At 72.0% G+C, this 23,387-nt stretch carries 21 protein-coding genes; 13 read left to right on the top strand and 8 right to left on the bottom strand.

Annotated features, from left to right (window positions below):
* The first annotated feature begins 142 nt into the window (after window positions 1-142).
* From F6W97_RS16095 to F6W97_RS16080, 4 genes are all read left to right on the top strand, one after another.
* Window positions 143-481: an Imm51 family immunity protein gene (locus F6W97_RS16095; protein ID WP_155371154.1), complete on the top strand. Its 339-nt coding sequence runs from the start codon at window positions 143-145 to the stop codon at window positions 479-481.
* Window positions 482-679: 198 nt separating this feature from the next.
* Entirely contained in the window at window positions 680-2,041 is a 1,362-nt protein-coding gene (locus F6W97_RS16090; RefSeq protein ID WP_155371153.1) for a type I glutamate--ammonia ligase, read from the top strand.
* Window positions 2,042-2,069: 28 nt separating this feature from the next.
* Window positions 2,070-3,176, top strand: a complete 1,107-nt coding sequence (locus tag F6W97_RS16085; RefSeq protein ID WP_155371152.1) for an amidohydrolase family protein — start codon at window positions 2,070-2,072, stop codon at window positions 3,174-3,176.
* 193 nt (window positions 3,177-3,369) lie between these two features.
* Entirely contained in the window at window positions 3,370-3,834 is a 465-nt protein-coding gene (locus tag F6W97_RS16080; RefSeq protein WP_196279179.1) for an ATP-binding protein, read from the top strand.
* A 1-nt stretch (window position 3,835) separates the two neighbouring features.
* On the opposite strand, the gene F6W97_RS16075 is transcribed toward F6W97_RS16080, so the two are convergent.
* Window positions 3,836-5,071 carry an SAM-dependent methyltransferase gene (locus F6W97_RS16075; RefSeq protein WP_155371150.1) on the bottom strand — a complete coding sequence of 412 codons (1,236 nt, stop codon included), beginning with the start codon at window positions 5,069-5,071 and terminating at the stop codon, window positions 3,836-3,838.
* 7 nt (window positions 5,072-5,078) lie between these two features.
* The gene (locus tag F6W97_RS16070; protein WP_196279178.1) at window positions 5,079-6,440 is read right to left on the bottom strand and encodes an FAD-binding oxidoreductase; all 1,362 of its coding nucleotides are present in this window, start codon (window positions 6,438-6,440) and stop codon (window positions 5,079-5,081) included.
* 80 nt (window positions 6,441-6,520) lie between these two features.
* Between F6W97_RS16070 and F6W97_RS16065 the strand changes: the two genes are divergently transcribed.
* From F6W97_RS16065 to F6W97_RS16055, 3 genes are all read left to right on the top strand, one after another.
* Window positions 6,521-7,189, top strand: a complete 669-nt coding sequence (locus tag F6W97_RS16065; RefSeq protein WP_155371149.1) for an adenylate kinase family protein — start codon at window positions 6,521-6,523, stop codon at window positions 7,187-7,189.
* 47 nt (window positions 7,190-7,236) lie between these two features.
* On the top strand, window positions 7,237-7,716 hold the full coding sequence (locus F6W97_RS16060) for a MarR family winged helix-turn-helix transcriptional regulator (RefSeq protein ID WP_155371148.1): 480 nt from the start codon (window positions 7,237-7,239) through the stop codon (window positions 7,714-7,716).
* A gap of 83 nt (window positions 7,717-7,799) precedes the next feature.
* Entirely contained in the window at window positions 7,800-9,251 is a 1,452-nt protein-coding gene (locus F6W97_RS16055) for an MFS transporter (RefSeq protein ID WP_155371147.1), read from the top strand.
* Between the two features lie 95 nt (window positions 9,252-9,346).
* Here F6W97_RS16055 and F6W97_RS16050 read toward each other — a convergent pair whose 3' ends face one another.
* Complete coding sequence (locus F6W97_RS16050) at window positions 9,347-10,711, bottom strand: NAD(P)/FAD-dependent oxidoreductase (RefSeq protein WP_155371146.1); 1,365 nt, start codon at window positions 10,709-10,711, stop codon at window positions 9,347-9,349.
* A gap of 212 nt (window positions 10,712-10,923) precedes the next feature.
* Between F6W97_RS16050 and F6W97_RS16045 the strand changes: the two genes are divergently transcribed.
* Window positions 10,924-11,457 (top strand): EF-hand domain-containing protein, encoded by a 534-nt coding sequence (locus F6W97_RS16045; protein ID WP_155371145.1) that lies wholly within the window; start codon window positions 10,924-10,926, stop codon window positions 11,455-11,457.
* 121 nt (window positions 11,458-11,578) lie between these two features.
* Here the strand turns inward: F6W97_RS16045 and ligD are convergent, their stop codons facing one another.
* Together ligD and F6W97_RS16035 are read right to left on the bottom strand one after the other, a co-directional pair.
* Window positions 11,579-13,018, bottom strand: a complete 1,440-nt coding sequence (ligD, locus tag F6W97_RS16040) for a non-homologous end-joining DNA ligase (RefSeq protein ID WP_155371144.1) — start codon at window positions 13,016-13,018, stop codon at window positions 11,579-11,581.
* Window positions 13,019-13,142: 124 nt separating this feature from the next.
* Window positions 13,143-13,424, bottom strand: a complete 282-nt coding sequence (locus F6W97_RS16035; RefSeq protein WP_330164975.1) for a winged helix-turn-helix domain-containing protein — start codon at window positions 13,422-13,424, stop codon at window positions 13,143-13,145.
* A gap of 497 nt (window positions 13,425-13,921) precedes the next feature.
* Here F6W97_RS16035 and F6W97_RS16030 point away from each other — a divergent pair, with 497 nt between their 5' ends.
* Both F6W97_RS16030 and F6W97_RS16025 read left to right on the top strand, forming a co-directional pair.
* Window positions 13,922-14,503, top strand: a complete 582-nt coding sequence (locus F6W97_RS16030) for a DinB family protein (protein ID WP_155371143.1) — start codon at window positions 13,922-13,924, stop codon at window positions 14,501-14,503.
* A 165-nt stretch (window positions 14,504-14,668) separates the two neighbouring features.
* Window positions 14,669-15,613, top strand: coding sequence for a zinc metalloprotease (locus F6W97_RS16025; RefSeq protein ID WP_155371142.1), 945 nt, complete (start codon window positions 14,669-14,671; stop codon window positions 15,611-15,613).
* Window positions 15,614-15,760: 147 nt separating this feature from the next.
* Here F6W97_RS16025 and F6W97_RS16020 read toward each other — a convergent pair whose 3' ends face one another.
* Together F6W97_RS16020 and F6W97_RS16015 are read right to left on the bottom strand one after the other, a co-directional pair.
* Window positions 15,761-17,893 carry a bifunctional polysaccharide deacetylase/glycosyltransferase family 2 protein gene (locus F6W97_RS16020; protein WP_155371141.1) on the bottom strand — a complete coding sequence of 711 codons (2,133 nt, stop codon included), beginning with the start codon at window positions 17,891-17,893 and terminating at the stop codon, window positions 15,761-15,763.
* Window positions 17,894-17,895: 2 nt separating this feature from the next.
* Entirely contained in the window at window positions 17,896-18,279 is a 384-nt protein-coding gene (locus tag F6W97_RS16015; protein WP_155371140.1) for a hypothetical protein, read from the bottom strand.
* Window positions 18,280-18,479: 200 nt separating this feature from the next.
* Here F6W97_RS16015 and F6W97_RS16010 point away from each other — a divergent pair, with 200 nt between their 5' ends.
* The 3 genes from F6W97_RS16010 to F6W97_RS16000 all read left to right on the top strand — a co-directional run bounded on the left by F6W97_RS16010 (window position 18,480) and on the right by F6W97_RS16000 (window position 22,841).
* The gene (locus tag F6W97_RS16010) at window positions 18,480-19,094 is read left to right on the top strand and encodes an RNA polymerase sigma factor (protein WP_230686718.1); all 615 of its coding nucleotides are present in this window, start codon (window positions 18,480-18,482) and stop codon (window positions 19,092-19,094) included.
* Window positions 19,091-19,780, top strand: coding sequence for a hypothetical protein (locus F6W97_RS16005; RefSeq protein ID WP_155371139.1), 690 nt, complete (start codon window positions 19,091-19,093; stop codon window positions 19,778-19,780). Before F6W97_RS16010 ends, F6W97_RS16005 begins: the two co-directional genes overlap by 4 nt.
* Window positions 19,781-20,066: 286 nt before the next feature.
* Window positions 20,067-22,841 (top strand): PQQ-dependent sugar dehydrogenase, encoded by a 2,775-nt coding sequence (locus tag F6W97_RS16000; protein WP_155371138.1) that lies wholly within the window; start codon window positions 20,067-20,069, stop codon window positions 22,839-22,841.
* A 63-nt stretch (window positions 22,842-22,904) separates the two neighbouring features.
* On the opposite strand, the gene F6W97_RS15995 is transcribed toward F6W97_RS16000, so the two are convergent.
* Entirely contained in the window at window positions 22,905-23,297 is a 393-nt protein-coding gene (locus tag F6W97_RS15995) for a hypothetical protein (protein WP_155371137.1), read from the bottom strand.
* Between the last annotated feature and the right edge of the window lie 90 nt (window positions 23,298-23,387).

The raw sequence follows: 23,387 nt of genomic DNA, 5'->3' as shown, positions 1-23,387 counted from the left end.
CACGGTCGGCACCGCGCCCGTTTTGGGCGGTTCGTGGCGCGCCGGTACGTGCTGGATGCGGGCGCGTCGCCGCTCGGCGTTCCGAAGCCTCGGGTGCCGACCGCCAGCCGGAGATCCACAACGGATGTGCGACGCTTCGCCGATGACGCCGCTGAAGCTCGTCGAAACCGACCCCGGCAAGTTCTCCCTGTTGCTCGGCACGGGCGGCCTGGTGGTCGACGACCTCGTCCAGGAGCTCGGGCACGAACCCAACGGGTACTTCTGGGAGGGCGTCGCCGAGCTGCTCGTCACCCACGAGGCCCCCGCGCTGGCAGGGCGTTTCTCCTACGACCCGGAGGCAGGCATGTTCTGCGCCTACGGCCGGGACCGCGCCGCGCTGGAGGACCTGGGCACGCGGATGAGCGCGGTGGCGACCGACGGGGACCGCGTGCGCCAGCTGGTGGCGCTGGCGGCGGCGACCGGCTTCGAGTTCGACGACTGAAGATCGCCGGTCCACGTTGAAGCCGGTCCACGTTGAAGATCGCTGTTTCAGGTCCAGAACTGCGGTCGGACCCCACTTTCTGACCCGAAACAGCGATCATGCCCCCGAAGCGGCTGTCGGCGGAACGAGCTGGGCGGCGGCGGGTCTGATTCGGCCGTCCACGGCGCGAGGTCCGGGCTGGGCAGCGAGAATTCAGGCATGTGGGAGCCGGTGCTGGACCGCGACGCGCGCGGCGCCGCGGCACGGGCTGCCGCTGCCCGGCTCGCCTCCGCGGGCGTGCACGCCGTAGCCCTCACCTGGGTCGACAACGCGGGCGTGACCCGGGTCAAGGGGGTCCCCACCGAGCGCCTGGACCACGCCGCCGCCTGGGGCGTGGGCATGTCCCCGGTGCACGACGTGTTCTGCGTCGACGACACCGTCACCGCGGGCGACCTGATCGGCGGCCCGGTCGGCGACCTGCGCCTGCACCCGGACCTGGACGCGCTGACAGTGCTGGCCGCGATGCCCGGCTGGGCCTGGGCGCCGGTGGACCGCTGGACCCAGGACGGCGAGCCGTACCCGGTGGACCAGCGGCTGTTCGCCAAGCGCATGGTCGAGCGCGCCCGCGCGGCGGGCCTGCACCTGCGGATGGCCTTCGAGATCGAGTGGTATCTGGCCCGGCCTGACGGCACGCCCGCGGGCGACGGTCCGGCGTACGGCATGGCGCGGCTGGCGGAGCTGTCGGACTTCGGCGGGGAGCTGCTGGCCGCGCTGGCCGCGCAGGGGGTGGCGGTGGAGCAGTTCCATCCCGAGTACGGCCCGGGGCAGCTGGAGGTGTCGGTCGCGCACGCGGACCCGGTGGCCGCCGCCGACCGGGCGGTGCTGGTCCGCGAGACGATCCGGGCGCTGGCGCACCGGCACGGGTACCGTGCCTCGTTCGCCCCGGTGGCCGTCGTGGAGCAGGTCGGCAACGGCATGCATCTGCACTTCTCGGCCTGGGCCGGCGGAGTCAACCTGCTGGCCGGCGGCGAGGGCCCGTACGGCATGACCCGCCGCGGGGAGTCGGTGCTGGCCGGGGTGCTGCAGCGGCTGCCCGCGCTGGCCGGGCTGGGCGCGCCGAGCCCGGCCAGCGCGCTGCGCCAGGCCCCGCAGGGCTGGGCCGGGGCCTACCAGTGCTGGGGTCACGAGAACCGGGAGGCGGCGCTGCGGTTCGTCACCGGGGCGACCGGCCACCGGGACACCGCCGCCAACGCCGAGATCAAGTGCGTGGACGGCTCGGCGAACCCGTACCTGGTGGTGGGGGCGGTCTGCGCGCTGGTCACGGACGCCGCCGGGGCCGGCATGCGGCTGCCCGACGAGGTGCGGGTCGACCCGTTCACGCTGGCCGAGGCGCGCCGCCCGCCCCGCCTGCCGGACTCCCCCGCGCTGGCCGCCGAGCGGCTGCGGGCCGACGCGGGCCTGGTCGCGATGCTGGGCGAGCCGCTGCTCGACGCGTTCGGCGCGGTGCACCGCGCCGAGGCCGACACCCTGGGCCGCCTGACCGCCGCCCAGCTCGTGGAGGCGGTCCGATGGCGCTACTGACCTTGATGCGGCCGACGGTGGCGGTCCGATGGCCGGGTTGACCGAAGACCTGGCGCTGATCGACGGGCACTGCCATGCGGTGACCGTGGCTCCGCTGGACGACGCGGGGTTCGAGATGTGGTGCACCGAGGCGGACGAGCCGCCGCCCGTAGGCACGTCCTACCTGGACAGCCGGTTGGGGCTGGCGCTGCGCCGCTGGTGTGCGCCGGTGCTGGAGCTGCCCGCGCACGCCCCGGTGGAGGAGTACCTGCGGCGGCGGCGCAGGCTCGGGCCGGACGAGGTCACCGGGCGGCTGCTGCGGGCGGCGAACCTGTCCGCGCTGCTGGTCGACACGGGCCCGATCACGGGCGGCCTGGTGGACCGCGGCGTGCTGGGCACGCTGGCCGGGGCGCCGGCCCATGAGGTGGTACGCCTGGAGCTGCTGGCCGAGCAGGTCGCGCCGGGAACCGACGCCGCGGGGTTCGCGGCCGCGTTCGCCGAGGCGCTGGACGAGGCCCTGGCCGGGGCGGTGGCGACGAAGTCGATCGCGGCGTACCGGCACGGTCTGGACCTGGACCCGGCCCGGCCGGACCCGCACGAGGTGAGCGCGGCGGCGGCCCGCTGGTTACGTGACGGCGGGCGCCTGGCCGACCCGGTGCTGCTGCGCCACCTGCTGTGGAGTGCGGTCGACGCCGGGCTGCCGATCCAGCTGCACACCGGTTTCGGCGACCGGGACGTGGCGCTGGCCCGTGCCGACCCGGCGCTGCTGCAGCCGTTCTGCGCGGCCACGCTGCCGTTCGGGGTGCCCCTGGTGCTGCTGCACTGCTACCCGTACCACCGCCAGGCGGGCTGGCTGGCCCAGGTGTATCCGCACGTGCACGCCGACCTCGGGCTGACCGTCGCGCACCTGGGCGCGCGGGCCACGGCGGTGCTCGGCGAGTTTCTGGAGCTGGCCCCGTTCGGCAAGGTGCTCTACTCTTCCGACGCGTACGGCCTGCCGGAGCTGTACCTGATCGCCGCCGCGCAGTTCCGGCACAGCCTGGGCCTGGTGCTGGCCGAGATGGTCGACGACGGGGCGGCGACGGCGGCCGACGCGCGGCGCATCGCCGAGCAGGTCGGTGCGGGCAACGCCGCCCGCGTCTACCGGCTGAGCTGATCACGCCCGGCACACCGGTCGCCGGGTAGACGATCAAAACGTGAGGGAATGGGGTATGGGCCAGAGGTCAGCCGGACCCGACGGATCGAGGTGACGCATGAACCCCGCCGCCAGAACGCGCTACGGCACCCCCGCTGGTACCGCTCCGTACCGTAGGCCCCGGCGGAATCTGCTGCCGCCGCCCGCGCCCCCGGTGCCGGAGCATGAGGAGGCGACCGGGCACGAGCAGGCGACCGGCCCGACCCCGATGACCCGGCATGACCAGGTCCTGGTCGAAGGCCCGTTCACCCGCGCCGACCTGCGCGGGGTCCGGCGGCGCATCAACGAGCTGAGCGAGTCGTGGCGGCTGCCGGAGCCGGTCGCCTCGGCGCTGGAGCTGGTGACGACCGAGCTGGTCGTCAACGTCGTGATGCACGCCGACGGGGCCGGCAGGCTGCGGCTGTCCCGCTACCCGGGATGGGTGTTCTGCCAGGTCAGCGACGTCGGCCCCGGGGTGGCCCGGCCCTACACGGCGGGATGGCAGCCGCCGTCGGGCACGCAGACCTCCGGGCGGGGCCTGTGGATCGCGCGGTGCTTCTCGGATCGGCTGACCATCGACTCCAGCGCGCTGGGCACCACGGTCACCGCGAAGATCTGGGCGCCGTCCGGGCCCCGGTAGGTCAGGGCCAGCTCGGGCGCAGCGGCATGCCGCTGCCGCCGTGCCCGTCGAGGCGTACGCCCAGCACCTGGTGCAGCTGGACCTGGTCGCGTTCGAAGCCGAGCCGGCAGCCGGCCAGGTAGAGCCGCCACACCCGGGACCGGCCGGCGCCGATCTCCTCGACCGCCTCCGCCCAGTGCCGCTCCAGATTCGCCGCCCACTGGGCCAGCGTCAGCGCGTAGTGCTCGCGGAGGTTCTCCTCGTGGCGGATCTCGAACCCGTTGGAGTTCATGACGCCGATCAGGTGGCCGATGCCCTCCAGCTCGCCGTCCGGGAACACGTACTGGTTGATGAACGTGCGCCGGTAGCGGCCGGGATCGCGGTTGTCGGGCCGGGTGATGCAGTGGTTGAGCAGCCGCCCGCCGTAGCGCAGCCGCTGCTGCAGGAACCGGAAGTAGCCAGGGAGCTGGGCCCGCCCGATGTGCTCGGTCAGGCCGATCGAACTGATCGCGTCGTAGTGGTTGACCGGCACGTCGCGGTAGTCCATGTGCCGCACCTCGGCCAGGTCGGACAGGCCAGCCTCGGCGATCGCCTTGGCCGCCCACTCGGCCTGCCGCCGGGACAGGGTCACCCCCAGCGCCTTCACGCCGTACTCGCGGGCGGCGTGCATGACCATCCCGCCCCAGCCGCAGCCGACGTCGAGCAGGCGTTTGCCCGGTTGCAGGTCGAGCTTGCGGGCGACCAGGTCGTGCTTGGCGAACTGCGCCTGCTCCAGGGACGCGGCCGCGTCGGGGAAGACCGCGCAGGTGTACGCCATGGACGGGCCGAGCAGCCACTCGTAGAACCTGTTCGACACGTCGTAGTGGTGCGAGATCGCGGCCTGGTCGCGTTCCTTGGAGTGGCGGCGGCCGCGCAGCCGCGCCTCCATCGGCGGCCGGGGCGGCGGGTTCAGCAGCCGCAGCCCGCCCAGGTCGCGCAGCGCGTGGTAGCGGCCGGACCAGGACTGGTCCAGGCGCAGCCCGTTGACGGCGACGAGCGCGTCGTACATGTCGCCGTGCACCTCCAGGTCGCCGGAGACGTACGCGCGGGCCAGGCCCAGCTCGTTGCGTCCGGTGGCCAGGTAGGACAGCGCGCGCTCGCTGCGCACCTCGAACCCGACGGCGGCGTCGGACGGGCCCGCGACGCTGCCGTCGTAGGCGGAGAACCGCACCGGGACCGGGCCCGTGACGAGCCCTTGGACTACTTTCGCGATAGCCATCTCACCCTCACCGAACGCATTTGTCGTATAGGTCGGGCAGCCGGCCGTCCGGGTCGTACTCGCCCTTCACCGCTGCGTACGCGGGGCCGTTGTAGAGCTCCCAGAACTCCTCGCGCGGGTAGTGCACCGTGGAGTAGAGGGACTTGTGCCCGCCGAGCGCGGCGACGCGGTCCTCGATGAGCCGGTTGTGGAAGTCCTCGGACTGGCCCGGCCGCCGCGCGACGCTGGACCAGAAGCCGAAGTTGACGTAGAGGTCGTCGGGTTTGAGCGGGTAGAGGGGCCACGGCACGGGGTCGCGCAGCCGCAGCGGGCACAGCCAGACCGGGGTGATGCCGACCTCGTCGAGGAAGAAGTCCAGGAACTCCGGGCCCTGGCGCACCGGCACCTCGACGTCCTGCACCACCGCCTCCTGGGACGGGCGGCCGCGCACCCGGTCCAGCCGGGCGCTGAGCCGGTGCCTGCGGTCGAAGCCGACGAGGCGGTGGTAGACGTCCGAGCGCCGGTAGCGGCTCGGCCACAGCCTGCGGACCAGGGGATGCTGCGCGCCGAAGGCCCGTGAGCACCAGAACCAGTCGGTGTCCCAGCGCCACAGGTAGTCGCGCACCCGCAGGTAGTCGATGGGCCGCCGGGCCGGCGACCGGTAGTAGATCTCCTGGCCGGTGTAGTCGCTGGTCCACGGCGCAGTGTCGGTGAACGTGCCGATGGTCAGGTACATCTGCCGGCCGTGGAACACGGTGCCGTCGAGGAAGTCGACCCGGGCGTCGCCGTCGCGGCCGCTGGTGCACAGCTCGTCGAGCGCGGCGAAGCAGGCGGCGGCATTGTCGAAGCGCCGGTGCCGCAGCCGCACATACGGTTGCACCGGCTCCAGCTCGATGGTCAGCCGCAGCGCGTAGCCGAGGGTGCCGTACGAATTGGGGAACGAGCGGAACAGCTCGGCGTGCTCATTGTCGGGCCGGGCGGTGACCACCCGGCCGTCGCCGGTGAGGATCTCCATCTCCAGCACGGACTCGTGCGGCAGCCCGTTGCGGAACGACGACGACTCGATGCCCAGCCCGGCCACCGCCCCGCCGATGGTGATGGTCTTGAGCTGCGGCACGACCAGCGGCATCAGCCCGAAGCGCAGGGTCTCGTCGACCAGCCGCTCGTAGGTGACCATGCCCTGCACCTGGGCGGTGCGCTCGGTCTCGTCCACGTAGATCACCGAGTCGAAGGCGCTGACGTCCAGGCCCGGCCCGGCGTCCGGGCGGCCGAAGCGGAACAGGTTGGACGTGCGCTTGGCCAGCCGTACCGGTTCCGTGCGGGGCAGGGCCTGGTACTGCGCCCGTAAAGCGCGTACCGCACCGGCATGGTCCTCAACGGATGGCCCCACGCTCGCAACGTACCGCCGCGCGGGGTGCCCGGCGTCATAAATCACTCATCACCGATGCCCGCACGTGGTTGGATTCAGGTGTGCGCAAGTACGTGATCATGGGCGTTCAGGGCAGCGGCAAGGGCACCCAGGCCAAGCAGCTGGCCGCCGACTTCGACCTGGTGCACATCAGCGTCGGCGACATCTACCGCTGGCACGTGCAGTACCACACCAAGCTCGGCGCGCAGGTGCGCCGGGCGATGAACGCCGGCGACCTGGTCGACGACGCCACCACCGAGTCCGTGGTGCGCGACCGGCTCGCGGTGCACGACTGGAACTACGGCTTCATCCTCGACGGCTTCCCCCGCAACCGCCGCCAGGCCCAGTTCTTCCTGGAGAGCTACGACGTCGACGCGGTGATCCACCTCGACCTGCCCGACAGCGAGGTGCGCCGCCGCGTGCTGGCCCGGCGGCTGTGCTCGAACTGCGGCATGGACTACAACCTCATCGAGCACCGCCCGGCCCGCGACGGCCGCTGCGACGCCTGCGGCGGCGAGCTGGTCAGCCGCGCCGACGACACCGAGGAGGCGCTCGCCTCCCGGCTGGCCGACTACCACGCCAAGACCGACCCGGCCCTCGACCTGTTCCGCGGCAAGGAGCTGGTGATCAGCGTGGACGCCCGGCCCGCCAAGGGCGCCGTCCAGCGGGCCATCCGCGAGCAGCTCGGGCTGCCCGTGCCCGCCCGCAAGCCGTCGCGCACCGCAGGCTGACCAGCGCAGATAATCTGCTACGGATCGATTTTGCGTACACTGGTGGCATGACCTCTATGGCGCCCACCCGCACCGGCCCCGATCTGTCGTTCCTGCTGGACCACACCAGCCATGTGCTGCGGACCAGGATGGCCGCGGCGCTGGCCGAGATCGGGCTGACCGCGCGCATGCACTGCGTGCTGGTGCACGCGCTGGAGCAGGAGCGGACCCAGATCCAGCTGGCCGCGCTCGGGGACATGGACAAGACCACGATGGTGGTCACCGTCGACGCCCTGGAGAAGGCGGGCCTGGCCGAGCGCCGCCCGTCGAGCACCGACCGGCGGGCCCGGATCATCGCGGTGACCCCGGAGGGCGCGAAGGTCGCCGCCCGCAGCCAGGAGATCGCCGACCGGGTACACGAAGAGGCCCTGTCCTCGCTGCCCGCAGCACAGCGCGAGGCCCTGCTGCGCGCCCTGGAAGGCCTGGTCACTGGACATCTGGCCACCGCCGCGGAGTCCCCCCAGCCGGTGCGGCGCGCGCGCCGGTAGGCAATCTGGTTCCGTAAAATATTGTCTGTAACGGAACTATCCGCTACGGTCTCTCCTAACGGCAACGTCCCCAGGAGGACCGCATGTCCACGCAAGCTCCGTCCCGCTCCCGCTGGATCGCCCTCGGGGTGATCGCGACCGGGCTGCTGATGACCGTCCTCGACGGCAGCATCGTCACCGTCGCGATGCCCGCCATCCAGCAGGACCTGGGCTTCTCCCCCGCCGGCCTGAGCTGGGTGGTCAACGCCTACCTGATCGCCTTCGGCAGCCTGCTGCTGCTGGCCGGGCGGCTCGGCGACCTCATCGGCCGCCGCCGCCTGTTCCTCGCCGGGACCGCGGTGTTCACCGCCGCCTCGCTGCTGGCCGGTCTCGCCGACACTCCGGCACTGCTCATCGCCGCCCGTTTCGGCCAGGGCGTCGGCAGCGCCATGGCCGCCGCGGTCGGCCTGGGCATCCTGGTCAACCTGTTCCCGGAACCCGCCGCGCGGGCCAGGGCGATCGCAGTGTTCAGCTTCACCGGCGCGGCCGGCGCGTCACTCGGCCAGGTGCTCGGCGGCATGCTCACCGACGCGCTCGACTGGCACTGGATCTTCTTCATCAACCTGCCCATCGGCGTGGCCACCCTGGCGGTCGCCGTCGCGGTGCTGCCCGCCGACCGCGGGCTGGGCCTGGCCGCCGGAGCCGACGTGATCGGCGCGCTGCTGGTCACCGCCGGACTGATGCTGGGCATCTATACCGTGATCAAGGTCGAGCAGAACGGCTGGACCTCGGCCCCGACGCTGACCACCGGTGCGGTGGCGCTGCTGCTGCTGGCCGCCTTCGTGATCCGGCAGGCCACCGCGCGGCGGCCGCTGATGCCCCTGCGCATCCTGCGCTCGCGCACCGTCGCCGGGGCGAACCTGGTGCAGATGCTGATGGTCGCGGCGCTCTTCTCCTTCCAGATCATCACCGCGCTGTACCTGCAGAAAGTGCTGGGTTACGGCGCAGCGGAGACCGGGCTGGCGATGCTGCCCGCCGCGCTGGCCATCGGCGCGGTGTCGCTGGGCGTCTCGGCCCGGCTCAACACCCGCTTCGGCGAGCGCCGGGTGCTGCTCACCGGACTCGCGCTGCTGACCGTGCTGCTCGGGCTGCTGGCCCGGATCCCGGTGCACGCGTCCTACGTCACCGACCTGCTGCCGGCGATGCTGCTCGCGGCCGGGTTCGGGCTCGCCCTGCCGGCGCTGACCACGCTCGGCATGTCCGGCGCCGGGCCGGACGACGCCGGGCTCGCGTCCGGGCTGTTCAACACCACGCAGCAGATCGGGATGGCGGTCGGCGTCGCGGTGCTGTCCACCCTGGCCGCCGGGCGCACCGGGCAGGCGCTGGCCGACGGGGCGAGCCAGGCGGCGGCACTGACCGGCGGGTACCGGCTCGCGTACACGGTCGGCGCCGGGCTGATGGTCGTGGCGTTCGCGGTCGCGTACGCGCTGCTGCGCAGGCCCCGCCCCACCACGCAGCCGCAGTCGGAACACCAGGCCATGCCGGCCGCCGCCTGACCCCGCCCACCATCGACGTTGGCCCATCTGATCGAGTTCGATCTCCGAAAACTCGATCAGATAGGCCAACGTCTATGGCGAAACGGGGCAGGCGCTCAGCGCTCCTCGTCGGCAGCGGGGATGAAGCCGGCTGGGACCTGGGGTGACGTGGATACCGCGTGGCGGCCGGACTCGGCGACCGGTTCGCAGGACATCTGCAGGTCGGCGGCTTGGGGCGGGACCAGGCCGAGGCGGACGGACGGGGTCGGCAGGATCGCGTCGAGCAGCCAGTCGGCGGCCACCCGGGCGCGGTTGCCGGGCAGCGAGAGCAGGTGGTAGCCGCGGGTCACCACCGCCGCGGGCAGGCCGGACAGCGGCACGCCGAACGGGTTCGCGGCCGCGTCCAGGCCGCCGAGGTCGACGAGGAAACCCAGGTCGTGGTGGCGGTACGGCTTAGGCTTGCCGATGCCGCAGGAGGCGGCGACGTTGTGCGCGGCGGTCCGGCCCTGGCGCACCGCGTGCTGGGCGGTCATCGGGGTGGGGTGTCCGGGACGGGTCAGGTCGGGCACCGCGGCGGCGTCACCGCAGGAGAAGACCTCGGGGTAGCCGGGCACGTTGAGGTACTCGTCGACCACCAGGCGGCCGTCCACGGACGGCAGCCCGAGCCCGTCCACCAGCGGGTCGGGGCGTACGCCGACACACCAGATCAGCGAGCGCGTCGGCACGTACGAGTCGTCGGTGAGCTGCACGCCCTCGGCCTCGGCCTGGCGCACCGAGGTGCGCATGCGCACGTCGACGCCGCGCCGGGCGAGCACCCGGGCCGCGGTGCGCGACAGCCGCGGGTCCAGCTCGGGCAGCAGCCGCTCGGCGGTGTCCAGCAGCAGCCAGCGCGGCCGTTCCCGCAGCTGCGGCAGCGACTTGGCCAGCGCGTCGGTGAACAGCTGCCCGTGCGCGGCGACCTCGGTGCCGGTGTAGCCCGCGCCGACCACGACGAAGGTGCAGCGGGCCCGCCGCTCCTCCGGGTCGGTCGCCTGGGCGGCCAGCTCCACCTGCAGCGTGATGTGGTCGCGCAGGAACATCGCCTCGGCCATGCCGCGCAGGCCATGGGCGTACATGCCGACGCCCGGGATGGGCAGCAGCCGGTTGACGCTGCCCGGGGTGAGCACGAGCCGGTCGTAATCGAGTTCGTTGTCCGCGCCCTCGGGGCCGGTGTAGGTGATCCGCCGGGTGGCCAGGTCGACGCCGGTGACCATGCCGGGCACCTGGCGCACGTGCCGCAGCGTCCCGGCCAGCGACACCGCGATCCGGCGCGGCTCCAGCAGGCCCGCCATCACCTCGGGCAGCAGCGGCACGTAGAGCAGGTAGTCCGCCGGGTTGATCAGGGTGATGTCGGCGTGGCCGCGCGACGAGCGCGACAGGCTGCGGGCAGCGTGGAAGCCCGCGAATCCCGCTCCGACGATGACGATGCGAGGCCGGGCCATGGCCGTCTCCATTCCCCGGAACGGCTTTCGGCAAACGCGCCGTCACCGGCTCTCGTCAACACTCTGTCACAGAATCGCAACGCTCCGTCGCCAGATCTCCGCGCTTGGTAATGTCCTGTCAGGCCTCGGGGTTCCGCGTGGCTCAACCGGTTCCCCATACGGCCTTCGGTTTCGGATCGGCGTTCGCGCCGGCAGAGCAGGGGGTGCCACACATGTTGGACGTTCGGAGCGAGCGGCTCGCACGGCGGTTCCGGCTGTGGGACACCGACGGCAACGGCCATGTCGACAGGTCGGACTTCGAGGCCGAAGGCCGCCGCATCGTGGCCGCGTTCGGCGAGGAGGAGCAGTCCCCGCGCGGCCGGGCCGTGCTCGACTCGTACCTGGCGATGTGGGAGTACCTGGCCGCCAAGGCGAGCCTGGCGCCCGACGGCGCACTGTCGGCCAAGCAGTTCGACCGCATCGCGCAGACCGAGATCATCCTGATGGGCAACACCGGTTTCAGCGCGGTGCTGCGCCCGACCATCAGCGCCACCCTCGACCTGTGCGACACCGACGGCGACGGCCAGGTCAACCCGGCCGAGTTCCGCCGCTGGATCGAGGCCATCGGCGTCACGAAACCCCATGCCGAAGAGGCCTTCGACCAGATCGACGAGAACCACGACGGCCAGCTCAGCATCGACGAACTCGCCCAGGCCGTCCGCGACTACCACGCCGGCCTCCTCGACATCCCCCTCCTAGGCAGGTAAGGAAGGGCACCTTCTTATCGCTATACGTCATGGAAGGGCACCTTCTTAACATCGCAGGGCTTTGACCTGCGATGACGGACGCTCGACAGCGAGGTCGCCTGCCCCGGACCACGGTGCCCGATCAGGACTCGGGGGCCACGTCGGACGGGGATTTGTCCGGGCGCAGGCCGCGCCAGGCGGGGTGGCGCAGGCGGCCGTCACGGGTCCACTCCGTGAAACGGACCTCCCCGACGAGTTTCGGCGTGACCCAGTGCGCGTCCTTGGCATCGCGGATCGGCAGGGTGTCCGCGAACGGCGCGGTCCGCCGTTCCAGCTTGGACAGCCGCTGCCGCAGGTCGTCGAGCATCTGGCGGGTGAAGCCGGTGCCGACCGAGCCGACGTAGCGCAACCCGTCCGGGCCCGGCAGGCCCAGCAGCAGCGCCCCGACCGTGTCGGCGCGACTGCCCCGGCCCGGCCGCCAGCCCGCGACGACCACCTCCTGCGTACGCAGGTTCTTCACCTTGATCCAGGCCCGTGACCGCCGCCCCGGCTCGTACACCGAGTCCAGGCGTTTCGCGACGACTCCTTCGAGGCCCTGCTCGCGCGAGGTGTCCAGCAACCGCGTCCCGCCCCCCTCGGTGTAGGGCGGCGTGTCCCAGTGCGCCCCCGACAGCCCCAGCCCTTCCAGCAGCTCCCGCCGCTGCCGGTAGGGCAGCTTCACGGTGTCCCGCCCGTCCAGGTGCAGCAGGTCGAAGATGACGTAGGTGACCGGCGTCTGCGCGGCCAGGCGGCGCACCTGGGCCGCGTCCCGCACGTGCATCCGAGGTTGCAGCGCACCGAACGAGATCCGCCCCGAGCGGTCGAACGCCACCAGCTCGCCGTCGAACACCGCCACGGTCGACCCCAGTGCTTCCCCGAAGGCGCGCAGCTCCGGGTAGGCCGCGGTGACGTCCAGGTCGTTGCGGCTCAGCGCGCGGACCCGGCCGCCCTCGGCGTAGACGACGGCGCGCACCCCGTCCCATTTCAGCTCGTAGCCGTACCGGTCGTCCTGGGCCCGCGGGGGCAGTTCCCCCAGCGTCGCCATCATGGGCCGGATCAGGTCCGGTGGTGCGGTGCGGTCGGCCGGGGGCGGGTCCATGCGGTGCATCAGCCACTGCGTGCCCCTGGTGTGGATGAGCACGTAGCGGCCCTGCACCCGCTCCCCGTGCAGGACGACCTTCACCTCGTCGTCGGCCCACTTCTCCAGGTCATAGGTGCCCCGGTCCCAGATGGCGACCTCACCGCCGCCGTACTCGCCCTCGGGGATGTGACCGGCGAAGTCGAAGTACTCCAGCGGATGGTCTTCGGTGTGGACGGCGAGGCGGTTGTCCCTGGGGTCCAGGGGCAGGCCTTTGGGGACGGCCCAGGAGACGAGCACGCCGCCGTGTTCGAGGCGGAAGTCCCAGTGCAGCGCACGGGCGTGGTGCTCCTGGATGACGAAGGTGTCGTCGTGCCCGCGCGGCAGCGGCCCGGCCGCGGGCACCGGCTCGGGCGTGCGCGCCGCCGACCGCTTCCCCCGGTACGGCGCGAGCTTGTCGGCCACAGTGCAGTTCTACCCCGGCTCCAGCTCACGCGGACCTGGTTCGCCGTACGACGGTCCGGCTGACGCCTCAGCCCTTCTCCGGCACCCGGCCTGGTGACCGCGCGGGCCGGGTTTGCTGGCGTGGTCAGTCTTTCTCCGGCACGAAGACACCGCGCCCTTTCGAGGTCACCGTCAGACCCATCATCCGCAGGCGCACCATCACCGAGCCGATGGTGCCGTAGCTGACGGAGTAGATGTCCATCAGCTGCCGGTAGGACGGCAACTGGCTGCCCGGGGCATACTCCCCGGACTTTATGCGCGCGGCGATGTCCTCCGCGATCTCTTCAGAACTCATCGGCAGTGCAGGCATGGCGGTACTCCCCGGTCGGCATACCGATTCGACCACGATCACCAACTCCACCGCCACAGGCACTTAAACGTATCTAACCTATATAGATACCCTAGTTCGACGGCCCCGGTTGGCGCTGGGCTTGTCACCACGGGCGGCATGGCTCGCACCCGACTCCGCCCGTGGTCGAGGGGCACCCCGCCGCACGTGACCACTGGTCCCGTGCGGCGGGGCTGCATTGGTCGCGCACCTAGGAGGCGTCGTGCAGTCCTACACAGAACCGATCTCCGACCGGCGGGCCGCGTTCCTCTATGCGGAGCTGCGCCGCCATCGGAACCGCAGACGAACTGGTCGCTGCCGCATCTGTACACGCGCGAGTTGCCACGCAGCCCGGCAAGCCACGGCAGAGCTGCTCATGGCCGGTCGGCAGCCCACTCCACCCGGTGGACGCCGATGGCGGCCCTTCGGATGAAGCCAGGCCAGGGCCAACCCACCCGCACCACGACGCGCGGATCCATGATCGCGTCACGTCGGCCGGGACACCGCGGCAACCCGGCCCGGTGCATAGTGTCGCGATGAAGGAAGATCTGCGCGATTACCTGCGGGGCGGCCGCGACGCGCTGCTGTGGAAGCTCGACGGGCTCAGCGAGTACGACATCCGGCGGCCGCTGACCCGGACCGGCACCAACCTGCTCGGGCTGGTGAAACACTCGGCGGCCTGCGAGATCCTCTACTTCGGAACCGTGTTCGGGCGGCCGTTCGCGCAGGACCTGCCGTTCGTCGGCGAGGCGGCGGAGACCAACTCCGACATGTGGGCCACCGCGGACGAGACCCGCGAGGAGATCGTCGACCTGTACCGGCGCGCGACCGCCCACGCCGACGCCACCATCGACGCCCTCGGGCTGGACGCCGTCGGCCGCGTGCCGTGGTGGGGAGATGCGACGGTCACGTTGCACCACGTCCTGGTCCACGTCCTCGCCGAGACGCAGCGGCACGCCGGCCACGCCGACATCGTGCGGGAACTCGTCGACGGCACGGCCGGGCTGCTGCCCGGCAACGACAATCTGCCACCCTCGGACGAGGCCTGGTGGTCGGCCTACCGCGGGCGGGTGGAACAGGCCGCCGTCGACGCGGCACAGCGAGCTGAGCAGGGCTGACGCTGCCCACATCGGAGCATCGCCGCGTATCCGTGACACGGACGTGACAGCGACACCATCCGTACACATGATTTCGATGTCCATCGATCGTCCCTAACGTCCCTCCCACATGCATGGGTACGGCGCGGACTACCCCACCGCGCCAGGGGCAGGAGAGGTGATTCGATGAACCTGAGGCGCTCCCTCAGCACACTCGGGCTGACCGCGCTGGTCGCGGCGTCCACGCTCACCGGAGGGGCGGCGGTCGGTGTGGCCGCGGCGCCCGCGCCGGCGTGCGTGGAGCCGGCCGCGGCGGCGAAGGCCAAGCCGGGCGGCTCCGCCAAGCAAGACCCGAACGAGCTCACCACGGAGCAGGTGGCCGCCAACGAGAAGGCCCTCGAAGCCGCACTCAAGGCCAAGGGCAAGGCCCGTGCCGGCGTGTCCGCGCTGGCGGCCACCGTCACCATCCCGGTGGTCGTGCACGTGATCTCCGAGGACGGCACCCGCGCCAACGGCAACATCCCCGACTCGATGATCAACAACCAGATCAGCGTGCTCAACCAGGCGTACGCCGGCAGCACCGGCGGAGCCGCGACCGCGTTCGCGTTCCAGCTCCAGTCGATCAACCGGGTCACCAACGCCGCGTGGTACCCGATCGTCTACAACTCCAACTCGGAGAAGGCGATGAAGGCGGCGCTGCGCGTCGGCGGCGACGGCACCCTGAACATCTACACCGGCCTGCTCAGCCAGGACCTGCTCGGCTGGGCCACGTTCCCCCAGTCGAACATCACCTCGTACGACGGTGCGGTGATCCTTGCCGAGTCGCTGCCGGGCGGCAACGCCAGCCCGTACAACCTGGGCGACACCGCCACCCACGAGATCGGCCACTGGCTGAACCTGTACCACACCTTCCAGGGCGGCTGTAACGGCCAGGGCGACCAGGTCGCCGACACCCCGGCGGAGAAGGCCGCCGCCTTCGGGTGCCCGACCAACCTGGACACCTGCAAGAGCAAGCCGGGCCTGGACCCGATCCACAACTTCATGGACTACACCGACGACGCCTGCATGTACCAGTTCACCGCGGGCCAGGCGACCCGCATGCTCGACGCCTGGAACGCGTACCGCGTGTGACGGCCGGGTGTGCCCGGTGCCTTCGCGCCGGGCCCACCCCTGTTCTCCGGGTCCCGGCAACGCTTGGGGGGATGGCGGGACCCGGTACCAGTCAGCTCTGCCGCAGCGCAGGCATCGACACGGCTTCTCCGCGGCCCAGAACTCAGGTCAGGCGCTGGTGCGGGCGTGGGCGGTGGCAGCGCCGGTGCGGGCCATCCGGTGCCAGCGCAGGCGGTCGCCGACCAGCGCCATGACCGTGGACTGGATCACCACGAGGTACATCAGCTGCCGGTACACGATCTGCTGCAGGGGCAGGCTCCACAGCGGGCCGTAACGTTCCCCGTCGAGCTTGAGGGCGTACGCCGCGGTCAGCACCTGGACTGCGGTGAAGCCGAGCCACACCGCCGCCACCTGTGTCGGCGGCAGGAAGATCGCGCCGTACACGCCGTAGACGTCGACCATCGGCGCGGACAGCGGCAGCAGCACCTGGAACAGCGTCAGGTAGGACAGGCCGCGGCGGCCCAGCCGTCCCGACGCCCCGCCCTCGGCCAGCGCCCGGCGGTGCTTCCACATCGCCTGCATGGTGCCGTAGCACCACCGGTAGCGCTGCCGCCACAGCTGGCGCAGCGAGGCCGGGGCTTCGGTCCAGGCGATCGCGTCGGGCGTGTACACCACGCGCCACCCGGCCCGGATGATCGCCATGGTGAAGTCGGTGTCCTCGGCCAGGGTCTGCGTGGACACGCCGCCGACGTCGACGATCGTCTCGCGGCGGAACGCGCCGATCGCGCCGGGCACGGTCGGCATGCACTGCAGGACGTCGAACATCCGGCGGTCCAGGTTGAAGCCGATCACGTACTCCAGGTGCTGCCAGCGGCCGAGCAGCCCACCGCGGTTGGCCACCTTGGTGTTGCCGGACACCGCGCCGACCTCGGGGTCGGCCAGGGGCTGCACCAGCTCGCCGATCGCGTCGGGTTCGAAGACGGTGTCCCCGTCGACCATCACCAGGATGTCGCCGCGGGCGAACATGACGCCCGTGTTCAGCGCGGTCGGCTTGCCGGCGTTCTCCTGCTCCACCACGTACACGTTCGGCAGGCGCAGGCGGCGGACCAGCTCGGCGGTGCCGTCGGTGGAGCCGTCGTCGACGACGATGACCTCGACGTCCGGGTAGTCGCTGCCGATCAGCGAGCGGACTGTCGCCTCGATGTTGGCCGACTCGTTGTAGGCGGGCACGATCACCGACACCGCGCCGACGTACCGCTTGCGCTTGCCGGACAGCTTGCGCATCCGGCGCACGTGCACCCGCGCGCACCACACCTGCACGATCAGGCGCAGCATGGCGAGCACCACGGCGGCGAGCATGAGCCAGGTCATCGCGCCGGCCAGCCAGCCCGCGCCGAGCTGCGCGAACCGCAGGGCATGTCCGCGCACCCGCTGCCCGGCGGGCGCGGCGGGCGCCGCCGGCAGCTCCATGGCCTGCGACACGGTGGTGAAGCGGTAGCCCTGCTCCTGCAGCCGCGGGATGAGGATCTCCAGGGCGGCGACGGTCTGCGAGCGGTCGCCGCCGGCGTCGTGCATCATCACGATCGCGCCCGTGCCCGCCTCGGGCGTGGCGGCGGTGACGATGGCGTCGACGCCGGGCCGGCTCCAGTCCTTGGTGTCGAGGTCGGCCAGCACGGTGAGGTAGCCCTCGTCGGCAGCCTGCCGCATCGCCTCGTATGCGGGCACGGTCACCGCGTCCGGGGTCGCCGAGTAGGGCGGGCGCAGCAGGGTCGGACGCAGGCCGGTCGCGGCGGCGATGGCGTTGCCGGTCAGCGTCGTCTCGGCGGTGCGCTGCCAGCCGGGCGCGGCGGTCAGGTCGAGGTGGGTGAACGTGTGCGCGGCGACCTCGCTGCCGCTGTCGACGATCTGCCGCGCGATGTCGGGATGCTGGTTGACCTGCGCGCCGACGGTGAAGAAGGTGCCGGCCGCGTCGTGGCGGCGCAGCACGTCGAGGATCGCGGGCGTCCAGCGCGGGTCGGGGCCGTCGTCGAAGGTCAGCGCGATCGTCTTGGCGGGCATCGCGCGCGTGGTGACCGTGCCGTCGGCGGCGAGCCGCTGCACCGGGCCGCCCTCGACCACCTCGTCGGGGGCGGGACGCTCGTCGGCGACCGGGTGCGGGCCGCTGCCCTCCGCGCCGATGTGCTCGACGTAGCCGTTGAGGGACAGCCCGGCCAGGGCGAGCGCCAGGGACAGCGCCAGCAGCAGCCAGTGCGCCTTGGGTTCGCGGCGCTTGGGCACGCTGCGCCTCGTGTGTCGCGCCATCGTCACTTCTTCTTCGACGGGGCCGGGTGCGGCCGGTCGGTGGGCCGGTTGCCGCGGGTGGACGACGAGGAGGTGGGCACGGCACTCGGTTTGCCGGTGGTCTTCGTCGGCGACGCGGAGGGCGCCGTGGCCGGCTGCGGCTGCGGCTCCGGCGTCGAGGTGGCCGGCTCCGGGTCGGCCGACTCCTCGGCCACGGGACGGTCGGGCAGCAACTGGGGCAGGCCGGGCAGGCCCGCCCCCTCCACCCCGAGGAAGCCCGCCACCACGATGCCCAGCATCAGCGTGAGCGCCACCCCGCCACCGGCGGCGAGCACGGTGAACAGGCGCCGCCTGCGGCCCGTGCGGTCCACGAACACCGGCCGGTTCGCGCCTTTTCTTCTGCTCATCCCCTGCTGCCCTGACCTAGCCCTCGCCCCCTCACGGAGGCCTGCCACCGCGCACGACACGCGCCACCGGTAGAGCGCCGGATGCCCGCCGAACGTCACACCGGGTGACGCGCGTCTCCGGATGGGGGGTGGCCGGTTCGCACTCGGGGGTGGGATGTGTGCACAATCAAGCGCTCAGAGACGCGCGAGGGGAGCTGCCGGTGACCGAGCTGCGACCCCGTGCCGCCGACCTGACGGCGGCGGTGGATGCGGCGCGGCACGGCGACGAGGCGGCGTTCAACAGCCTCTACCTGGCGGTTCAGCCCGGTTTGCTGCGTTACTTACGGATGCTCGTCGGCGCGGACGCCGAGGACGTCGCCTCCGAGACCTGGCTGCAGATCGTGCGTGACCTGCATACGTTCCGTGGCGACGAGGGCGGTTTCCGGCGCTGGGCGGCGACCGTGGGCCGGCACCGGGCCATGGACCACCTGCGCCACCATCAGCGCCGCCCGTCGGTGCCGTTTCCCGTCGAGGCGATGGCGGACCTGCCCGCCGCCGACGACACCGCGGCCTCCGCCGAGCAGCTGATGACGACCGACGGCGCGCTCTCGCTCATCGCCTCGCTGCCCGCCGACCAGGCCGAGGCGGTGCTGCTGCGGGCGGTGATGGGCCTGGACGCGCAGTCCGCCGCCGACGTGCTCGGCAAGCGGCCGGGCGCGGTGCGCATGGCCGCGCACCGGGGGCTGCGGCGGCTGGCCGAGGTGCTGGGTGGCGCACGTCACGATGGCGAAACAGTGACACCCGGCGCGGACCCGACGCTCAACGAGGTGACATGAGCGAGTTTTTCACGACCGGCGGGTTCGACCCCGGCACGAGCGAGCGGCTGCTCGACGGCGCCCGTACCCAGGTCGCCGACCAGGGACCGGTCGGCGACCTGCTGGCGCGTGCCGCCGCGCCCGGACGGCCCGACGAGGTCGCCGGGGCCGCCGCGGTGATGGCCGCCTTCCGTGCCGCATATCCGCAGCCGGTGGCGCGCAGGCGCCGCACGCTGCGCCGGGCCCTCGCGCTGAAGGTGGGGGCGATCGCCGCCGCGCTCACGGTCGGGGGTGTCGCGTTCGCGGCCCACTCGGGCGTGCTGCCCAACCCGTTCCCGATCGGCCCGCAGTCTCCGGCGTCGCCGTCGGACTCCGGGCCGGACGGCACCCCGGGCGGCAGCGCCCTGCCGTCGCCGAGCGGCTCGCCCACGCCGCTGCCCTCCACGTCGGCCGAGGTGGTCGCGAATCTGCACGGCCTGTGCCGGTCGTTCCTGGCCACCGCGGACAAGGACAAGCCGAAGGCGACGGACAGCCCGACGTACGCCGCCCTGGTCGCCGCGGCGGCCGGGCAGGATCTGACCGGCTACTGCACCGCGCTGGTCGAGCCGAGCAACAACCGGCCCAGCGCCAATCCCGGCAACGGGCCCTCGCCGAAGCCGAGCAAGGCACATCCCGCGCCGACGGCGAAGAAGACGAAGGACAGCTGACGGCAGCTGTGTGACATACCCTCCACGCCCGGCGCTATCCCAGTGGGACCAGCGGGACGCACCCCTGCTGGTCCCATCGCACGTCCAGAGCGTCGCGGATCTCTCGCGCCCCTGGCGGCCGGGCGCGGCGCGCGGGCACTCCTCCCCGCACGCGCGGCGCGCACCGGTTGACCGCTGAACGTGCGAGACACCTTCCGCACGGCGCGTGCGCTTTCTACCACTCTGCGCTATAGGTAGCCTGACCTGGTTTGTCGCATTTGTTGACATTTCAGGAGGCATATCCAGCATGAATAACGGATTGAGAGCAGGCGCGCTCGGCACTTCACTGCTGTCCGCTGTCCTGATGTTCGGCACCGCGGCCGCGCCGGCCCCGGTCGCCGCCCGCGCCGCGGCCCCCACGGCCCCGGTCATCACCGAGCCGGAGAAGGACAACAGACTGCTCAGCGCCGCCGACGTGCACATGGAGACGCGGGCGATGCAGAACAACGACGCCGGCGACGTCCACCTGTGCACCGACTGGGAGATCTGGCTGGGCGGCGGCCCCGGCTCCGGCGAGCGGGTCTGGTTCGACTCCTGCGCCAGCGGCACCGGCCGGGTGCACGTGCACCTGGGCGACGGGGTGTTCGAGAACTCCTTCACCGGCCGCAAGGACCTGATCGCGGACAAGGCCTACACGCTGCGGGTGCGGCACCGCGACACGAGCGGCGCGTGGAGCTCCTACTCCGCGCGGCCGTTCAAGACCGACGTCGAGCGCAAGCCGCTGCCCGGCGCGGGCGACTGGAAGATCCACCAGCCCGGCTTCGTGGTCGAGGAGGTCACCGGCGACCTGGCGCTGCCGGTGAACATCGCGATGGTGCCGAACTACTCGGGCGATCCGACGAAGCCGCTGTTCTACGTCACTGAGCTGTACGGCCGCATCCGCGTGGTGACCGGCGACTACAAGAAGCACACGTACGCCGACGACCTGCTCGACTTCGACCCGAGCGCCCAGTTCCCGGGCACCGGCGAGATGGGCGTGACCGGCATCGTGGTCGAGCCGAAGACCGGCGACCTGTTCGTGTCGATGCTGTACAAGGACGACGGCGACCTGCTGCCGAAGGTCGTGCGCTTCCACAGCGAGGACGGCGGCCTGACCGCCGCGACCAAGACCACGATCTTCAAGGCGCCGGGCGAGGAGCAGTCGACCTCGCACCAGATCTCGAACCTGAGCCTCGGCCCGGACGGCAAGCTCTACGTGCACATGGGCGACGGCTTCATCGCCGACACCGCCGAGGACATGGACTCGTTCCGCGGCAAGGTGCTGCGGATGAACCTGGACGGCACCGCGCCGAGTGACAACCCGTTCTACCAGGGCACCGGCAAGTTCCAGGCCAAGGACTACATCTACGCGTACGGCCTGCGCAACCCGTTCGGGGGCGCGTGGCGGCAGACCGACGGCCAGCACTACTCGGTGGAGAACGGCCCGTCGGTCAACGACCGGCTGGCCCGGATCACCAAGGGCGGGCGCTACCACTGGACCGGCGGCGCGAGCGGCCTGACCAAGAACGCCCTCTACAACTGGAAGGAGACGCAGGGCCCGGTCAACATCGCGTTCACCGAGCCGAACGTCTACCACGCGGCCGGCTTCCCGCAGGAGAAGTACGGCAACGGCTTCGTCACGCTGAGCGGCCCGACCTACGCCAGCGGCCCGCAGCGGCGCGGCAAGAAGATCGTCGAGTTCTCGTTCAACAAGGACGGCTCGGTCGACGACCCGAAGACCCTGATCGAGTACACCGGCAGCGGCAAGACCAGCGTCGCCGGCCTCGCCCCGGGACCCGACGGGCTCTACTTCACCACGCTCTACACCAAGAGCGGCGACGCCACCGACTCCGGCGCCAAGGTGCTGCGGGTGCGCTACGTGCGCAAGGACACCGGCTCGCCGGTGACGCTGTACTCCGACAGCGGGTTCAAGGGCGAGTCCAAGGGCCTGGGCACCGGGATCTTCGACGCCGCCGCGTTCGGCTCGGTCAAGGACAACACCGCCAGCTCGCTGCGGGTGGCCGGCGGCTACCGGGTGGTCGCCTGCGACAGCCCGGCGACCGCACCCGACCTGGGCAGCTGCCGCTACTTCGGGCCCGGCGAGCACGGCGCGCTCGGCGACTTCAACGACAAGATCTCGTCGCTGGCGGTCTTCGGCGGCCCGGTCGAGGGCAAGGGCGTGACCGGCTACGGCGAGACGGCCTTCAAGGGCGCCGCGCAGCCGCTGGGCGCGGGCATGCACGAGTCGGTCGCGGGTGAGCTCGCCGGTGGCGAGAGCACGTCCATCAGCTCGCTCAAGATCGGCGCGGGATTCCGGCTGATCGCCTGCGACAAGGACCGCTCCGGCAGCGCCGACCTCGGCGTCTGCCGCATCCTCGGCAGCGGCGAGCACGCCACCGTCGGCGCGCTCAACGACAAGATCTCGCTGGTCGGCATCGTCGGACCGCCGCTGACCGTGTTCTCCGAGGCCAAGAGCAAGGGCAAGAGCCAGAGCTTCGAGGCCGGGGTGTACGAGGGCAGCCGCGGCGAACTGTCCGGCGTCGGCGACAACGCGATCAGCTCGCTGCGCCTGGAGCCGGGCTACCGGCTCGTCGCCTGCGCCAACGACGGCAAGACCGGGGCGGGCCTGACCGCGCTCGGGCGCTGCCGGTCCTTCCCCGCCGGGGAGCACACGCTCACCGGCACGGACCTCGACGACGGCATCTCGCTGCTGCTGGTCTCCGGCGACCCGGTCAAGGGCGCGAACGTCACCGCGTACGGCGACCGGGACTTCGAGGGCGGCAAGTCCTCGCTGGGCCTGGGCATCTTCGAGGACTCGCGGGGCGGTCTCGGCGGGGCCGGCAACGACAACATCAGCTCGCTGAAGGTCGCCCCGGGATTCCGGGCGGTCGCCTGCGAGCACGGCACCAAGCCGGCCGTGTTCGACGTCGGCATCTGCCGCTACTACGCGGCGGGCGACGTCGCGTACGTCGGCACGGACCTCAACGACCTGATCACGCTGGTCGCGGTCGACAAGGTGGGGGCGGCGCCCACCAAGCGCTGACCCTCCGCACGGAGAAGGCCCCGTTCCCGCCGCACGGCGGGAACGGGGCCTTTCGTTCACCCCTCAGGAACTGCTGCTACTGCTGCCGGAGTCGCTGCTGCCGCCGCCGGACGACCCGCCGGAGTCCGAACCGCCCCCGGACCAGCCGCCGCCGGAGTCGCTGCTGCCGCCGCCCGACCAGCCGCCGCCCGAATCCGAGCTGCTGCCGGGCTCGACGCCGCTCGCATAGCCGCTGCCGCCGGAGCTGTTGTGCACCCACGTCTGCTCGTCGGTCCAGACCGGGTCACCGGCGGTGGAGCCGCTGTGCACGGGGCCGACGTAACCGCCGGGACGGCGCTTGGCCGCCGGGCCCTGGCCCGTGGTGCGGCGGGACGCGACGATGCTCACCACCACCACGACGATCACGACGAGGAACACGCACGCCGATCCGGCGACGACTAGGACTGTTGATTCCATCGCGCCAATGTAGACGTCTCGTGCCATTCCTTCACATCGCGGGGAACCGCCCGGGCGACAAAAGGTGCGGAGGCGACCCGGTCGCCCCCG

This window comes from Catellatospora vulcania (assembly GCF_009720385.1).
GTDB lineage: Bacteria > Actinomycetota > Actinomycetes > Mycobacteriales > Micromonosporaceae > Catellatospora > Catellatospora vulcania.
Note: the sequence above shows the minus strand (reverse complement) of the source record. Positions and strands in the feature narration are given on the sequence as shown.

Bases quoted from the DNA above. Each gene is read 5' to 3' on its own strand.
- F6W97_RS16095 (WP_155371154.1), top strand. From the start codon at position 143: ATGACGCCGCTGAAGCTCGTCGAAACCGACCCCGGCAAGTTCTCCCTG.
- F6W97_RS16090 (WP_155371153.1), top strand. From the start codon at position 680: ATGTGGGAGCCGGTGCTGGACCGCGACGCGCGCGGCGCCGCGGCACGG.
- F6W97_RS16085 (WP_155371152.1), top strand. From the start codon at position 2,070: ATGGCCGGGTTGACCGAAGACCTGGCGCTGATCGACGGGCACTGCCAT.
- F6W97_RS16075 (WP_155371150.1), bottom strand. From the start codon at position 5,071: ATGGCTATCGCGAAAGTAGTCCAAGGGCTCGTCACGGGCCCGGTCCCG.
- F6W97_RS16060 (WP_155371148.1), top strand. From the start codon at position 7,237: ATGACCTCTATGGCGCCCACCCGCACCGGCCCCGATCTGTCGTTCCTG.
- F6W97_RS16055 (WP_155371147.1), top strand. From the start codon at position 7,800: ATGTCCACGCAAGCTCCGTCCCGCTCCCGCTGGATCGCCCTCGGGGTG.
- F6W97_RS16050 (WP_155371146.1), bottom strand. From the start codon at position 10,711: ATGGCCCGGCCTCGCATCGTCATCGTCGGAGCGGGATTCGCGGGCTTC.
- F6W97_RS16045 (WP_155371145.1), top strand. From the start codon at position 10,924: ATGTTGGACGTTCGGAGCGAGCGGCTCGCACGGCGGTTCCGGCTGTGG.
- F6W97_RS16030 (WP_155371143.1), top strand. From the start codon at position 13,922: ATGAAGGAAGATCTGCGCGATTACCTGCGGGGCGGCCGCGACGCGCTG.
- F6W97_RS16025 (WP_155371142.1), top strand. From the start codon at position 14,669: ATGAACCTGAGGCGCTCCCTCAGCACACTCGGGCTGACCGCGCTGGTC.
- F6W97_RS16020 (WP_155371141.1), bottom strand. From the start codon at position 17,893: ATGGCGCGACACACGAGGCGCAGCGTGCCCAAGCGCCGCGAACCCAAG.
- F6W97_RS16015 (WP_155371140.1), bottom strand. From the start codon at position 18,279: ATGAGCAGAAGAAAAGGCGCGAACCGGCCGGTGTTCGTGGACCGCACG.
- F6W97_RS16005 (WP_155371139.1), top strand. From the start codon at position 19,091: ATGAGCGAGTTTTTCACGACCGGCGGGTTCGACCCCGGCACGAGCGAG.
- F6W97_RS16000 (WP_155371138.1), top strand. From the start codon at position 20,067: ATGAATAACGGATTGAGAGCAGGCGCGCTCGGCACTTCACTGCTGTCC.
- F6W97_RS15995 (WP_155371137.1), bottom strand. From the start codon at position 23,297: ATGGAATCAACAGTCCTAGTCGTCGCCGGATCGGCGTGCGTGTTCCTC.